Here is a 15715-nt window from a genome sequence, read left to right as displayed (position 1 = left end):
GTGCGCGCGGGCCGACGCGCGCACCTCCGGCTCCCGTTCTACAGCAGATCGTCCTCGGCGTGGCAGAGATCGCACGCTAGGGATCTCAGCCAGCCGGCAGCCTGCAGCACGGCGGAGCCGGCCAGAGCCCTGCAGCACCCCGCGAAGCCGGACGTCTCCCCTACACTCCCTGCAGGCAGGTGTCCATCGCGTAGCGCAGCACGTCGGAGCGGTTGACGGTGCCCACGATCGCGCCGTCGCGCACCACTGGCACCTTCTTCAAACGGCGCGTGGCCAGCAGGTTGCACACCTCTTCCAGCGACGATCCGGCCTCGATTGCCACCAGCTTGTCGGTGGCAATCGCGCTCACCGGAAGCTCGATGAGCTCGCGCAGGCGCTCGTCGAACGTCTGGCTGTTGGCAGCTTCTACCAGCGAATACGATCCCGTGATCAGCGGATGCTTGTCGGCGAGGTAGCGCATCACATCGCCGTCGGACACGAAGCCCGCCGGATGCCCCTGCTCGTCCACCAGCGGCAACCCGCCGACCCTCAAATCCACGAACGCGCGCATCGCCTCGCGCACCGGCGTGGCGGCCGGCAGCGTGTAGGGGTCGGCCTCCATGATGGACGCCAGCACCGACTGCACCGGAGACTGCGCCGCGCGTTCCACGGCCTGCACGGCCGCACGCTTCCGCGCCGCGCGAGCATACGCCAGCGACAAAGCGAACCCAACGACGCCGATGGCCGCGGCCACCACCATCGCAAGCGCGAACCCGTCCGCGGTCGCCTGCGCCGCAGAAGCGCCCCCGGCCGCAGCGCCCGCTTGCCCCGACGACATGATGCCGATATACAACGATGGCCCGATGCATGCAGCGATCTGCACGAACGTGGTCATGAGCGCCACGCCGAACGGGTTCTGCTGAGGCGGCAGCGCCCGCAGGCCTGCCGTCTGCGAGGGCGAGAAGATGAAGCCCACCGCCACGTACATCACCAGCATGGCCGCGAACACCGCCGGCACGGACAGCTGCGGCGCAACCGCCACCAACGCGATGAAGCCGATGGCAATGCCGCCGAAGCCCAGAGGCAGCAAAGGCCATTCGCCTCGTTTGTCCATGATGCGGCCACCCAGCAGCGTGGCGCCCGCGTTCGCCAGCACGGGAACGAGGATCACCAGACCAGCGGCGAAGGCGGTCATGCCCGCCGCGCCTTCGAAGTACAGCGGCAACAGCACGCTCATCGAGAACATGCTCATCATCGCGATGGTCACCAGAATGAGCGCCGGCCAGAACGCGCGATTCTTCATCGGCGCCAAATCGATGAGCGGATGCGCGCATCGCAGCTGGCGCACCACGAACACTGCAACCATGGCCGCCGCCAGCACGAGGGCGGCAGCAGCCAGAACACCGTCGGTGGTCAGCTGCGTCAAACCGAACGACAACACGGTCAGCGCCACGGCGGAAAGGAGCACCGACAGCACGTCGAGATGCGCTTCGTGCGTTTCGAGGTTCTTCATGTAGAAGAAGCCGAGCACGGCCAGCACCGCCATCGCCACGATGGGCACGACGAAAATGCTGTGCCATCCGAACGCCGTCACCAGCGCGCCGCACACCACCGGGGCGAACGCGGGGCCGAACGTGATCATGCAGCCGCCGACGGACAGGTACGTGCCCAGCTTGTTCTTCGGCGTGACCACGAGGATGGTGTTCATCATAAGCGGGATGAAGATGCCCGTGCCCACCGCCTGCACGAGGCGCGCGACCAGCAGCAGCTCGAAGCTGGGAGCGACGAGCCCCATCGCGGAGCCGACGATGCTCAAGCCGGCCGCGCCGAAGAACAGCGTGCGCACATGGAAGCGCCGATAGAGAAACGCCATGCACGTGACCACGACGGTGGCCACGATCATATAGCCGGTGACCAGCCACTGAGCCGTCACGGAGTCGACGCCGTACTCCGCCATGATGGACACGAGCGCCATGTTGACGAGGTTCTCGTTGAACCCCGCAATGAACGCGCTGCCGTACAAGACGGACAGCAGCAGCACAAGAGGTTTCCCTTGCATAAAGGAATCGTCCTTTCGTCTTCGGTTGTCTTGATTGGCCCCATCGAACCTACCAGCGCAGAAGGCGCCTTTCGGGGAAACGAGACACGCCGGGCGCGCTGGAGCGCGCCGTGGCATCTTCGATTCTAGCGAATCTCAAGCATTCTCGTAAGTGTTGTTTTCATGATCGCGCAAGCAAGCGAGCCGAAGCGGCTGCAGACAAAGAGCCGGCAGCACCCGTCACTCGGCCAGCTCGCAGCGAACGCTCTTCATCCCAGACCAGTATCGCGAGCAGGAGCGCTTGCCGCCCATCTTGACCGAGAACAACGCCGAATCCGCTTTCTGATACAGGTCGTCGAACGAGAAGCCCTCCTGCGGAACCAGCACGTAACCGGCCGACGCTGAGAACAGGAACGTTCGACCGTCCTCAACGCGTTCGACCTCCATGGCACGCAGCGCAGAGGCGATCCTATCCTCCAGCGCTCCCTCGTCCACGTCCTCGCACCACACCAGGAACTCGTCCCCACCCATACGGCAGACGACGTCGCCAGGGAACGACTCCTTCAGAGCCTCGGCCACATGCACGATAACCTGATCGCCGTACGCGTGCCCGAACACGTCGTTGGCCAGCTTGAAGGAGTCCAGATCCAACATGATCAGCGCACACGAAGCATCGCCCAGCTCGCCCGCCTCGACCGCGCGTAGGCGCTCCTCTATCTTCGGGATGGCCGCCTGGCGGTTATGCAACCCGGTCAACGCATCGGTCTTCGCCATCTTGAGCAGCTGGAAGCTCTGTTCTCGCAGCTGCCGCAACGCCTCGGAGTTCGCTTTGTTCTGCAAGGATTCGTTTCTGCGATCGGTCATGTCAAGGTAGTATCCCACCGCGCGGACGGGTCGATCCCGCTCATCGCGCACCGTCTCGCACGCGACCTCTATCCACACAGGCGCCCCGTCCTCGAACGTGAACGGAATCTCGAACACCGAGCGCTGTCGATCGCGAGCAGTGCGCACGCCCCGAAACGAGTCCCTGAACGCCTGCTGGTAGTCGGGCGGCACGAAGCGGAACCGCATAGTCTCGGGGTCGAACCCGTCCACGACCAGCATGTCGTCCTCGAAGCGGCTCAGACCTGCGAATATACGCTCCATAAGCTCGCTGCGCGAGAGCACCAAGCGATTGCTGTTGATGTCCCAGTCCCAGCTTTGGACGCCGGCTTGATCCAGAACCCCCTCCAGCTTTCGCTTGGTGAGCCACAGCTCCTGTTGCTGGTTCTTCATGGTAGTCACATCGGTGACCAGGCACAACGCTATACGTTCAGAGGACTCGAGGCCCACGCGGCGTGCCTCGACGTGCATCCAGACGTTCTCGTGCCCGGGAAAGCGCGGTCGATCCACAATCGCCAAGCTCTCGCCTCGATCGATCTTGTCGACGATCTCGTCGACCAGGCGCCCGCCCCCGTCTCCGCTCGGAAGGTACAGCTGGCCGCGAATGATATCCTCGTACTGCTCGGGCGAGAGCCCGTACTTCTTCGACGCACCGCACGCCACCACGTTCACGCGGACGTCCTCTTTGTCGGACCATGACAGCAGCACGATGTCGCTCGAGGTGTGCTCGATCAGCATGCTCATCATGTCGCGCAGTTCCACGGTTTCCGTCACGTCCACTACGACGCCCTGCAGAAACGAGGTGTCATCGTATTCCAAGAAACGGCTCTGGTCGATCACCCAGCGCCAGCCGTCCTTGGCTCTCATGCGGTACTCCAACGGATCCGACCCCGCAGTGCCCTCCCTGAGCGCGGTCACGCCTTTGGCCACGCTGTCGCGGTCGTCGGGGTGCACCATGAGCATGTACTTGTCGTCGAACAGCTCCTTTATCTCTTCGCGCGTGTAGCCGAACATGTCCAGAAAGCGGTCGCTCATGTACAGGAAATCGCACCCGGGAGCGTCGAGGCAGCGATGATAGCCGCCGGGCATATCTTCATTCAGGAATGCAAGCTCTTCGTTTTGGCTGATCAACAATTTGTTTCGCTCGGCAAGCTGCTGTTGCACCGCCATGACTTCGGTGATGTCGGTGCAAGCGCTCACGATGGCAAGCCTGCCGTCTTCCGCTTCGACCACCCGGCCTTTGTCGAGCGTCCAGAACCACGTCCCGTCCTTGCGAGCCATGCGGTACGTGGTAGTGTACTCGAGCCCCACGTAATACTCGGGCCCGATGTCGAGCGCAACCGAGGCCAGATCGTCCGGATGTATGGTGTTTCCCACGCGCCAATCGATGCCCGCAGCCAGTTCCTCGTACGTGTCGTAACCCAGAAGCTCCACCATAGCAGCGTTGGCGAAGTACAGCGGGAACTCTGGCTCGCAGTATCCTCCGATCATGCCTCCGGGCGAAAGCTCGGCGGAAAGCGCCAGGGCGGTTCGCCGGTTCTCTTCCCCCAACGCTACGAGCAGCGGATCGCGCGGGGAAGCATCCGTGGCAGCCGATAACGCTCGACGAGAGGACTCCAGCTGACGCGCCTGCTGCCGCTCGCGAGTCACATCCCTCAGCGAACCCAGATACAGGTAGTGGCCTTCGTGCTCGCGCAGGAACAGCAGATGGACGAGCAGGTGAGCGGTCGACCCGTCCGGGCGCATACGACGCACTACGACGACCGCGCCATTCGGGACGTTCTCGCGAGCTTGCTCGAACGCTTCCATGACCTCGTCCCAATCCGACTCGAACGCTCGACGCGCGAACGTGGAACGCAGCTCGTGCAGGTCAACGGCGTTAACCCCGTTCAGCTGACAGTAATGCTCGTTGGCGCTCAGAAGCTCCACTTCGCCGTCGTACAGATCGTACAGCACCAAGGGACCCAGGATATCGTCGAGCATGGCATCGCTGAGCACCCTGCTCTCTATCAGGTCGCGAATACGGAACCTCTCGATGGAGTCCGCATGGATGCCGCGGAAATCAACCTTCGTCCGATTCGCAATCAAAGGCTCGAACTCCGCCTTCGGCATGGGCTTGTAGAAGAAGTACCCTTGCCCGTACAGGCACCCCATCTTCACCAGCAATTGCCGTTGGGATTCGGTTTCCACCCCCTCCGCGATCACGCGGATGTCCAGCAAGTTCGCCATACCGATGATGGCTTCCAGAATGCTACGGGCTTTGCGGCTTTGCGCGTCTATCGCGTCCAGCAGCTTCATGTCCAGTTTCAAGACGTCGACGTTCACGTCCTTCAGCATGCCAAGCGACGAATACCCGCTGCCAAAATCGTCCATATGAACGGAGATGCCCAGGTCATGGAAACCCTCGACGATGTCCACGATCAGCTCGCAATCCTCGACGTACGCGCTTTCGGTGATTTCGACGGCGAGCAGACGAGGGGGGATATCATACTTTTCGAGCAATCCCTCGAACGTGCCCAAAACATCGAGCGCATACAAGTCGCGGCGCGACACGTTCACGGAAATGGGCACGGGCGCCTGGCCGGCGTCCATCCACGCGCGCAGAGCGCGGAACACTTCCTCCCAAATATGCAGATCGAGCGCGGTTATCAGCCCATTTCGCTCCAGCATGGGGATAAACTGGATCGGCGGGATGAGCCCGCGCTCAGGGTGCATCCAGCGAACCAGAGCCTCGAGGCCCACGATCTTGCCCGTGTCGAGGTTGCATTTCGGCTGAGCGTAGAACGTGATCTCGCCCTTCTCCAAAGCCTGCTGCACTTCGAGCAAAAGCGAATGGTCGTCCTTGATCTCTCTGAGCATACCATCGTCGTACCATCGGAAACGCTGAGCGTAATTCCCCTTGACCGAGGCCAAAGCCAGCAACGCGCGATCGTACATGATGCCGACGGGCAGGGACCGATCGTCAATGCGGAACAGCCCGAACGCGGGAAGAAAGCCCATGCCTTTGCCGTGATGAAGCGCGCTTTGGGTAATGCGGGCTCGCAGAGTCTCGATCATGCCCTCGTCGCAAGGCAGCAGCATGCAGAAGTCGTCGCCGCTCAGATAGCCTGAAACGCCGCCGCTCTCGACTGCAGCCTCGCCGAGCAGCCTCCCCACCTCTTCCAGAAACAAATCTCCGGCCTCTTCGCCGTACCATTCGTTGAACAGCTTGAAATGTTCGATGTCAACGGCCATCAGGCAATACGAGCGCTCCGGATATGCTTGGATCGCAGTGGAGACCGCCGAGAAAAACGCTTCGCGCGTATACAGGCCCGTCAGGGCATCGAACGGCTTCGGATCGGCCGCGCCCAAATCAGGCCGATCGATGACACGGCTCAGGAAAATGTGGCACGCGCCCGAGCCAGGCCAGTCTATGTCGCTCACCTCTGTCTCTATCCAGCTCCGGATGCGCTGGTTGTAGACCCGGCCCTTGCTGGCATGGTCAAGCATCAGCGGGCAATCCGGGCAAGAGGCGGGCTCGCCGCGCAAGGCCTGATAGCAAAGCATGCCCGTTTTCAAATGGGGAAACGCAACCTCCATCTTCTTGTTGAAGTAGACGACGCGGCATTCGCTGTCTATCACGTAGGCAAGGGTTTCGACTTCACCGAACATCGCCTCCATGAGCATACCACTTTCATCCGGGAAGATCGCACGGGCAAGCACCGACGACAATTCCTAGCCGTTAGGGAAAAGTAACTTCAATTGTACGACAAGTTTACGTATAGATAACAGTTTCGTCAGAGAATATCTCAACGAACGACTGCGCCATCAGACAACGCGTCCTACAGCCGCGCACCCGTCCTCGCGAACGCCTCGTCGGTCAGCGTCGACCCTTCCACGCCGCACACCGCTCCGGCCACGCGGTTCGCCAACGCCAGCGCGTCTTCCCATGAGTGTCCAGCCGCGCGCGCCGCGGTCAGCGCGCCCAGATGCGCATCGCCCGCGCCGACGGTGTCCACCACATCCACAAGCCCGGCAGAAACCACCGCATGCCGCCCATCGACGAACAGATGCGCGCCGTCCTTGCCCGCCGTGATCACCACCGCGTTGCCGCACTTCTCGGCGATGGCGGCGCCCGCCTCTTCAACCGTGGCGCGCCCGGTATACGCAAGCGCCTCTTGGTCGTTCAGATGCCATACCGGATGCAACGCGTTGATGCGGGCCGTCTTCTGCGCGCCTACGCCGCAGACGCGCGGGCCGGGCGCATAATACAGCTCTATAGAGGGATGATCCTCGAAGAACGAGATGATGGCGTCGCCGCCCGGCCCTTCCACCTCGTAGCCGCTCGCGAACCCGCAACCGAAGCGCGCGGCCTCGACACGGTCGAACCATGCGCGCACGAAATGACGCTCGATGCCCGGCAGCGTGACCATCGTGCGCTCGCCGCCCGGCTCCACGAAGCACATGCAGCCGCCGCTGTCGCGATCATCGAACCGCGGCGCCTCGAGCCCGCGCTCGCGCAGCTCGCGTTCCACGAACCCGGCGAAGATGCCGCACCCCACCGGCGCAAACAGCTCGTACGGAGCACCCAGCTGCCGCAGCACGTTCGCCGCGTTGAACGCGCAACCGCCCACGACGGCGCGCGACTCCTCCACCACGATCCCCTCGCCCGATCGGGGCAGGCGCGCAACCTGGCACAGCATGTCCACCATGATGGCTCCGACGGCCAGCACGGCCTTTCCTTCGCCCATCGTCATCTCCTTCTCATTCGGCTTGCGCACCATCATCGCCCGAAAAACACGGAAATCGAAGCTGAGGCGTGTTTTTCGGGCGATGATGCGTTGCGGGGAACGAAAACGCGAACGGCCGCGGCAAATACGCCGCGGCCGTCCCTTCAATCAACGAATGCGTCCTTACACTTCCAGGTTCTTGAACGCCTCGGGCACTTCCTTGTATCCCTTGGATTTCACCGCGCCGATGATCAGGCCGATGACCAGCCAGGTGACGCCCACGGCATACGTGGCCCACTCGAAGCCGGTGAACACGTAGCCCAAAATGGCTATGCCGATGAACGGGCAGATGAGGTACATCAGGATGTCCTTGAACGACGCGCGCTTCTTCTCCTTCACGAAGAAGAACCAGAACACGGCGAAGTTCAGCAGGATGAACGACGACAGGGCGCCGAAGTTCACGAAGCCCGCCAGCGTGCCCATGTAGTCCTGCAGCGGAAGCGCCAGGCACAGCGTGATCGCGCCCAAGAAGATGGAGGCGAACCACGGCGTCTGGAACTTCGGATGCACCTTGCCGAACACGCGCGGGATCACGCCGTCGCGGCCCATGCTGTACAGCAGGCGCGAGGATGCCATCTGCGCGTTGATGATGTTGGCGATGCCCACCGCGACGATGTTGACCAGCAACATGATCTTGTAGAACACCGGCCCGCCCACCAGGTAGACGGAATCGAAGAAGCCCATGTCGGGATCGGTGGCCGCCCAATCGGGCTGCACGATGGCGGCGATGTAGGTCTGCGCCACGAACACGACGATGATGATGGACAGTGCGATGATGATGCCCTTGCCGATGTTCTTCTCGGGCTCGTGCGTTTCCTCGGCCAGCGTGGACATGCCGTCGAAGCCCAGGAACGAAAGCGCCGCGATGGAGATGCCCGCCGCCACGAAGTGCGCGTCCACCTGACCCGGTTGGTAGATCGGGTCGAGGACGAAGCCGCCCGCGCCGCCGCCGCCCAACACGAAGTTGGTGCCAAGAGCGATGAACGCGACCACGGCCACAATCTCGACGATGAAGATGACCCAGTCAACGCCGCGGCTCATCTGAATGCCGCGAATGTTGACGAACGTGTTGAACGCGATGAACGCCACAGCCCACAGCCATGCCGGGCTGCCCGGCACCAGCGCCACGCCCCAGTTCATCACCATGACGATGAGCAAGGAGGGAACCAGCACGTAGTCGAGCAGGATCAGCCAGCCCGCCATGAAGCCCACGTGCGGGTTGATGCCGCGCTGCACGTAGGAGTACACCGAACCCGCAATGGGGAACCGCTTGCTCATGCGCATGTAGCTCATAGCCGTGAACAGAATGGCCACGAAGCCGATGATGTACACCAGCGGCGTCATGCCGTGGCTGTTCTGCTGGATGGTGCCGAAAATGGACTGCGGCGCGATAATCACCATGAACAGGACGCCGTACAATACCACGTCCCATAGTCCCATACCTCTTCGCAGTTCCTGCTTGTAGCCGAACTGCTCGATGTTCTCTCCGGACGCCTTCGCCGGAGAACCGTCTTGCTGAGCCATCGTGTGTCCCCTTGTTCGAACCTATACCGTCTGCATCGCTATGCTGCTTTATCGCAGCAAAGCGATCTAGCGATATTATCGCGCGTCGAGGACGAGAGCGCCATCATTAGTTCGAGGAGGGCAACACTTTTTCCCGACCTTTCCGGTTCGGCAAAACAAAAAGCCGACAACGACGGCCGAAGCCGCGTCGCCGGCCCTTTACGGCAAGCCCTTAGCCTTCGTACGATTCTTTGAGAGCCTTGAACGCGGGCATGCTGCGCTCGATGACCTCGCGCGAGACGCAGTAGCTCACGCGCACCCAGCCGCCGACGCCGAAGCTGTCGGATGGAACCAGCAGCAGCTCATGAGCCTTCGCGCGATCGCTGAACGCCTGCGCGTCGTCCTCGAGCGCGCGCACCCACAGGTAGAACGCGCCCTGCGGTTCCACGAACTCGTATCCCAACTCGCCGAGGCCCGTCGTCAGCAGCTCGCGGTTGGCCGCGTAGGCCGCCACGTCGGAAGGCTCATCGATGCAGCGCGCGATAACGCGCTGGAACAGCACCGGTGCGCAGATGAAGCCCAGCGCGCGGCCCGCGCCGGCCACCGCCGTGGACACTTCGCGCGCGTCGTCCATCAGGTCGGACACGTACAGATACCCGATGCGCTCGCCCGGCAGCGACAGCGACTTCGAGTACGAGTAGCACACGATGGTGCGCGGCCACACGCACGGCACGTAGGGAACCTCGGCGCCGTACGTGATCTCGCGGTACGGCTCGTCGCTGATAACGTACAGCTTGCGGCCGAGCTCTTCTTCCTTGCGCGCAAGCAGCGCGGCGAACGCCTCCAGGTTCTCGCGCGAGCACACGGCGCCCACCGGGTTGTTCGGCGAGTTGAGGATGATGGCGGCCGTCTTCGGTCCGATGGCCTGCGCAAGCGCGTCGATATCCAGCTGGAAGTCGGGCACATGCGCCGGCACCTCCACGCACGCGCATCCCGCCGTGCCGATCCACACCTTGTACTCGGGAAAGAACGGGGCGATGATGATGACCTCGTCGCCAGGCTCGGTGACGGCCGAGATGGAGATGGCCAAGCCTGCGGCGGCACCTGCCGTGAGGTACACCTGCTCGGGCTGGGCGGGCACGTCGTAGCGACGGCGAATATGGTCAGCCACGGCCTGGCGCACGCGCGGATCGCCCGCTGCCGGCGTGTAGCCGTGCAAGGCGCTGGGCTCCTCGTCCATGAGCTCGAGCACCGCCTGCTTCACGGCATCGGGCGCGGGAACGCTAGGGTTGCCGATGCTGAAGTCGAACACGTTCTCGGCGCCGATTTCCGCCTTGCGCACCATGCCGTACGCGAACAACTCGCGAATCGCGCTCGGCTCGGCTCCCAAGCCGTACATTCTCTCGTTCACCATATGCACCACGTCCTCGTCTTGTCGCCCGGCTCCGCCGTTGATTTCGATGAGGAACAGGGTAGCACAACCGCTCGCGCTCGTGGATCGCCCGCAGGGAAACGGCAATTGATGACGATTTGGTGACATATCCCCTTCGGAAAAAGAAACCTCGGATAATGAACAACGTTCATATTTGACCATACGGACCAGGGAGGATCCTTATGAAGAAACTGATCAACACCGCACTCGTATACCTTATCGCCGGGGCGGCGGCAGGCGTATTCTTCCGCGAGTTCACGAACTTCGCGCAGTTCACCGGGCAGACCACACTGGGACTTATGCACCCGCACCTGCTGGTGCTCGGGTTCGCGGTATTCCTGATCGCCACGCTGTTCGCTTTGCAGGACGACTTCACCGGCGACAAGCTGTTCAAGCCATTCTACATCGTGTACAACGTTGGCCTGGTCGTCACCGTGTGCATGATGCTGGTGCGCGGCGTCGTGGAAGTCACCGGAGCACCGCTTGCGATGCCCGACGCCGCCATCTCGGGCATCGCCGGCATCGGCCACATCCTCATCGGCGTGGGCCTCGTGCTGCTCACCGTGATGTTCAAGCGCGTGGTGAACCGCAAGCTGGCAACGCGCGCCTAAGGGCGCGCCTCCGCGACCGCCCCCCGCGAAGCCCTCCGCCCAGATGTTGGAGGGCTTCGTCGTTTTGGCGCCAAGCAAGGACGCCGCGCTTTCGCAGGATCGCAGCCGACCGGCGCACGTTCCGGAAACCGGCAGCGCGCCGAAGCCGCACGCCCGATCCGCGGGCACGCGCGGGAAATGCCGCCCGGCAGCGCGTCGAAGCCGCGTCGCTTCTCAGCCGGCCTCTTCCAGCTTGCGCATAAGTTCGGCGCGGTTGTGGACATCGCACTTCTCGTAAATATGGCGCACATGGGTTTTCACCGTTGCCGGCGAGATGACGAACTTCTCCTGGATGTACTTCGAGCCGTGCCCCGTCACCCACAGAGCGAACACCTCCTTCTCGCGCGGCGATAGCTGATACGCTTTCGCCAGCGCTTCGATGCGCGCCCCAACGTCCGCGGCGACAGGAACAAGGCTCGCATCCGCCGGCTCAACCGCAGAGCCCGCAGCCCCCGAGCCAGACGAAACCGACTCGTCGGCATGCGAACGCCCGTCCCCACCGGAAAGTCGCTCCAACTCGGCCGGCGTCGGGCTCTCAAATGCGAACGTGGTATCGCGGTCGGCGAACGCGAAACCCGTCGACGCCACCAACACGAACACGGCCACAACCGCGAACAACGCCATATCGTCGATCAATGCAAACGCAGCCACCTCGCCAGCCACTATTCCCACATGCACGGCCAAACGGCCCACCGCGAACACCAGCAGCGCCGCAAAATGAGTCGTGCGCGCGATTTCGACCAAAAGCGCCCAGGTGAGCACCTCGAACAGCACCGAGCTGAGCGACGCCATGAAGAACACCATCGTCACGTTGTCGTGACCCACCAGCGCGATCAACACGAACGCCAACGCCCACACCGACATGGCGATACGGTACAGCACGCCAAGGTTGAGGCTCGTGCGTGACACCAGAGCGCCATACACGAAGAACACGAACGCCGCCAACGCGATGGTGCCCGCCATGAGCGCGGGATCCGAGAACACGCTCGGCGCAACCGAGCCGAAATACACCCGCAGCCCGCCATACGAGAACAACGCCGCGATCAGCCCTACCAGCACGCGCCACGACAGCGCCGTGCGCACGAGGTCGCGTATCTCGCTCCGCGCGCGGCGGCGCGCTTCGGCATCCGGCGCGCATTCGGCCCGCCAATCGCGCAAGCTCACCATCGCAGCAACCGCCGCGGCCAAGGGCAGCAGCGACACCGCAACCGGCGCCATCGTCGACCCAAGCAGCATGATCGCCCCGTACAGCAAGGCGGCGCCCAGAAACGTCATGGACGTGAACAGCACGGCGCGCCGGGCGTCGAGGTCACGATAGATTACACCCCAAGCCAAGACGATAGGCGTGCAAGCGAATCCCGTGGCAAACGCGCCTGCGCCCATCGCCGCAGGCAAAGCGGAGAACAAGGGGAGTGCGTACAGGCAGGTTCCGGCAAGCGCCGTCACGCCGCATGCCAGCAGCACGATTCGAACGCGCTTGGCCGCCCACCCCATCACCGAGCGCCAGCTCAACGCACATACCGCAAACATCACCATAGCGGTAGCCGACGACATAATGTGCACTATCGAGATTGCCCGTCCGTCCCCTCCCACTATATCCAGCGAATTGAACGACAAGAACACCCAGGCCCAGTAGAAGCTTAGACCGGCGTAGCGCGAAGTGAATTCGCGGCTTGTCGACGAGAACGCAGCCTTCACCGATCCTCCTCCCTCCGGACGATCGCTCGCCCCTCGCACGCCCCTGAAAACTTCCGTCATTGTACCGGACTTTTTCACCCGGAGCGCGAACGCACGCCAGCATCAACCCTTTGGGACGATATCAACCCACCTCCTTCGGAATCAACCCTTTGGGTCGGCGGCAAACCACGCGCTGCGACGTATCGTCATGCCAGCGTCACATGAGGGATGACGCGAGAACACTTCGAACAGGGAGGACGACATGACCATGTCACGCAATGAACGAGGGCTGTCCCGCCGCGCGTTTCTAGGCTTGGGCGCCACAGCCGCCATGGCCGCCGGAGCCGCAGGGCTGGCCGGCTGCTCGCCGCAAGCCAGCAGCGACGCGGCAAGCGCAGGCGCATCGGACGCCAGCGCCGCATCCGGCTCCACCGCCGCCGGCGGACCGAGCTTCTTGACCGCTCCGAGCCCCATTGCCGACAGCGACATCAAAGAGACCGTCGAAGCCGACATCGTCATCGTGGGCGCCGGACTCTCCGGCATCAGCGCGGCTCGCGCAGCCGTGGAAAGCGGCGCGAAGAACATCGTCGTCGTGGAGAAGGCCACCACGTGGCAGTACCGCTCGAACCAGGTGGGCTGCATCGGCGGCAAAATCCAAGAGGACCTGGGCATCCACATCGACAAGAACGCCGCAGTCGGCCAGATCATGAAAGAGTGCGGCTACCGCCCCAACCAGCGCATCCTGAACCTGTGGGCCGACAACTCCGGCGAGGCGTTCGATTGGTTCCTGGCCGCCAGCGAGGGTCAGTACGTGGTGGAGGCGGAATCCGACACCTACGACGGCAAGTCCATGAGCGTCCGCAAAATGCACTGGCCGCATCCCGCCGAGGCCAACATCGCCGACGATTTCTACCCCATCTTCGACGACTGCCAGATCTGCCTGCCCGACAACGGCCCCTACATCCAGAACATGGTGGACATTTGCGAAAAGGCCGGCGTGCAGTTCCTGTACTCCACGTTCGCCCGCCAGCTGGTGCGTCCGGACAACGCAGGACGCGTGGAAGGCGTCATCGTCGAAGACGAGAACGGCGATTACAAGAAGATCACCGCCAGCAAGGCCGTGCTTCTGGCTACGGGCGACTACGCCTCGAACGCCGAAATGATGAGCTACTACGTGCCGTGGTCCGACCGCTTCATGAGCATTTTCCCGAACGTCGACGCCAAGGGCGAGAAGACGAACACGGGCGACGGCCAGCAGATGGGCATGTGGATCGGCGCGAAGATGGAGGACGGTCCGCACGCTCCCATGACGCACCACCTGGGCGGACCTCTGGGCATGGATGCGTTCTTGCTGGTGGACATCAACGGCGAGCGCTTCATGAACGAGGACGTGGGAGGCCAGCCGTTCCAGAACCAGCTTTCGCGCCTGCCGAAGAAGACGGCCTGGCAGATCTTCGACAGCAAGTGGAAAGACCAGATCAAGTACATGGACACCGGCCACGGCAACGTGAACTGGTACGTGGAGTCGGGCGCCGACGTGCCCAACGGCTCGTACGGCAAAAACGCCTACATCTCCGACGAGGATAACGAAGACGGCAACACGCCGGGCTTCCTGAGCTACTTCGAGGGCGAGAAGGCCTTGGGCGTGACGGCGAACTCCATCGCCGAGCTGGCCAAGCTCATGGAAGTCGACGAAGCCGCGCTCACCGCCACCATCGAGCGCTATAACGAGCTGGCGGCCGCCGGCAACGACGAGGACTTCGGCAAGCGCGCCGACCGTCTGTTCCCCGTAGAGGAAGGTCCGTTCTACGCCTACCCGCTCACCGACACGGTGATCCTCGTGAACATGGGCGGCCTGCAAACCGACGTGGACTTCAACGTGATGGACACCGAGGACGAGGTCATCGAGGGCCTGTACGCTGTGGGCAACGCCCAAGGCGGCCGCTTCCTCGTCGACTACCCCCTGCCGGCTCCCGGCATCAGCCATGGCATGGCGCTGACGCACGGCATGCTGGTCGGCCGCATCCTGGCGCAGCTGTAAACCGAACAACCCCGTCCACACTCGCCGACCTCCCCTCCCCCTTGGCGAGCTGGAAAACGAGAACCGCCCGCCCGGCTCCAACCGATCGGGCGGTTCCCTCTTCTCGCAGGAAACGGGAACGGGGCATCAACCCCGCCCCTCTGTATCGCGATCCGGATCGCAGCCGACTGCGCACGATCCGGAAACCGGCGGCCGTCGAAGCCGCGTCCCCCGATCCGCGAGCGCGCGCGGGAGCCGCCGTCCGACAGCGCGCCGACCCGCCACCCCTAGCACGGAATCACGGTTATGAACGATTCTTGCATCGGACCGACACAGCCGACCAGGCCTTTCGCAGGCTTTCGAAAGATTTCCGCGTCGAAAAATCGTTCACAACCGTGATTCCATGCTGCGGAGCCTCCGACCCGCGGGCGCGTGGGTCGCGCCCCGCCCGGCAGCGCACATTCCCAATCCGTGGGCGCGAATCGGCTCCCATGACAATCCTGCGAGCGGTTTTCAGCAGGAAGGAGCACGCGAGATTTTCGCCACCTGGGGTTATGTATTCGGACGCACCGCCGCGCGCCCGCCGGACCGCGCGAAATTTGTCACAGGAGCCGTTTTTCGCCCACTTCCGCCAGAGCACCCCAGCCGGGGCCCCCCGCCGCCCCGCCCAACCGCCCCCGCTTACACACCGACCGGTAGATTTCGGTAGATTTTGGACGATTTTCGGTAGATCGCCGGTAGATTTCGGACGATTGTCGGACGATT

General features: G+C 63.1%; 8 protein-coding genes. 2 read left to right on the top strand and 6 right to left on the bottom strand.

Features of this window, described 5'->3' with window-relative positions; translation table 11 throughout:
- Positions 1 to 160: 160 nt before the first annotated feature.
- From GT613_RS13515 to GT613_RS13495, 5 genes are all read right to left on the bottom strand, one after another.
- Complete coding sequence (locus GT613_RS13515; RefSeq protein WP_009305769.1) at positions 161 to 2038, bottom strand: MFS transporter; 1878 nt, start codon at positions 2036 to 2038, stop codon at positions 161 to 163.
- Between the two features lie 219 nt (positions 2039 to 2257).
- Entirely contained in the window at positions 2258 to 6550 is a 4293-nt protein-coding gene (locus GT613_RS13510) for an EAL domain-containing protein (RefSeq protein WP_240132896.1), read from the bottom strand.
- Positions 6551 to 6720: 170 nt separating this feature from the next.
- Positions 6721 to 7629 (bottom strand): PfkB family carbohydrate kinase, encoded by a 909-nt coding sequence (locus GT613_RS13505; protein WP_009305766.1) that lies wholly within the window; start codon positions 7627 to 7629, stop codon positions 6721 to 6723.
- A 162-nt stretch (positions 7630 to 7791) separates the two neighbouring features.
- Entirely contained in the window at positions 7792 to 9192 is a 1401-nt protein-coding gene (locus tag GT613_RS13500) for an APC family permease (RefSeq protein WP_009305765.1), read from the bottom strand.
- Positions 9193 to 9403: 211 nt separating this feature from the next.
- Positions 9404 to 10585, bottom strand: coding sequence for a pyridoxal phosphate-dependent aminotransferase (locus tag GT613_RS13495; RefSeq protein ID WP_035577440.1), 1182 nt, complete (start codon positions 10583 to 10585; stop codon positions 9404 to 9406).
- Between the two features lie 200 nt (positions 10586 to 10785).
- Here GT613_RS13495 and GT613_RS13490 point away from each other — a divergent pair, with 200 nt between their 5' ends.
- A complete protein-coding gene (locus tag GT613_RS13490; RefSeq protein WP_009305763.1) occupies positions 10786 to 11214 on the top strand; it encodes a DUF2871 domain-containing protein in 429 nt (142 codons plus the stop codon).
- Between the two features lie 213 nt (positions 11215 to 11427).
- Here GT613_RS13490 and GT613_RS13485 read toward each other — a convergent pair whose 3' ends face one another.
- The gene (locus GT613_RS13485) at positions 11428 to 12951 is read right to left on the bottom strand and encodes a helix-turn-helix transcriptional regulator (protein WP_009305762.1); all 1524 of its coding nucleotides are present in this window, start codon (positions 12949 to 12951) and stop codon (positions 11428 to 11430) included.
- A 241-nt stretch (positions 12952 to 13192) separates the two neighbouring features.
- Here GT613_RS13485 and GT613_RS13480 point away from each other — a divergent pair, with 241 nt between their 5' ends.
- Positions 13193 to 14971 carry an FAD-dependent oxidoreductase gene (locus GT613_RS13480; RefSeq protein WP_009305761.1) on the top strand — a complete coding sequence of 593 codons (1779 nt, stop codon included), beginning with the start codon at positions 13193 to 13195 and terminating at the stop codon, positions 14969 to 14971.
- The last annotated feature ends 744 nt before the right edge of the window (positions 14972 to 15715 follow it).

Origin of the sequence: Eggerthella sp. BIOML-A4 (genome assembly GCF_009875575.1) — a bacterium.
GTDB lineage: Bacteria > Actinomycetota > Coriobacteriia > Coriobacteriales > Eggerthellaceae > Eggerthella > Eggerthella lenta.
This window is presented reverse-complemented; position numbering and strand designations above follow the sequence as displayed.

Coding starts and splice junctions, on each gene's coding strand:
- GT613_RS13515 (WP_009305769.1), bottom strand. CDS start 2,038: ATGCAAGGGAAACCTCTTGTGCTGCTGCTGTCCGTCTTGTACGGCAGC.
- GT613_RS13510 (WP_240132896.1), bottom strand. CDS start 6,550: ATGTTCGGTGAAGTCGAAACCCTTGCCTACGTGATAGACAGCGAATGC.
- GT613_RS13505 (WP_009305766.1), bottom strand. CDS start 7,629: ATGGGCGAAGGAAAGGCCGTGCTGGCCGTCGGAGCCATCATGGTGGAC.
- GT613_RS13500 (WP_009305765.1), bottom strand. CDS start 9,192: ATGGCTCAGCAAGACGGTTCTCCGGCGAAGGCGTCCGGAGAGAACATC.
- GT613_RS13495 (WP_035577440.1), bottom strand. CDS start 10,585: ATGGTGAACGAGAGAATGTACGGCTTGGGAGCCGAGCCGAGCGCGATT.
- GT613_RS13490 (WP_009305763.1), top strand. CDS start 10,786: ATGAAGAAACTGATCAACACCGCACTCGTATACCTTATCGCCGGGGCG.
- GT613_RS13480 (WP_009305761.1), top strand. CDS start 13,193: ATGACCATGTCACGCAATGAACGAGGGCTGTCCCGCCGCGCGTTTCTA.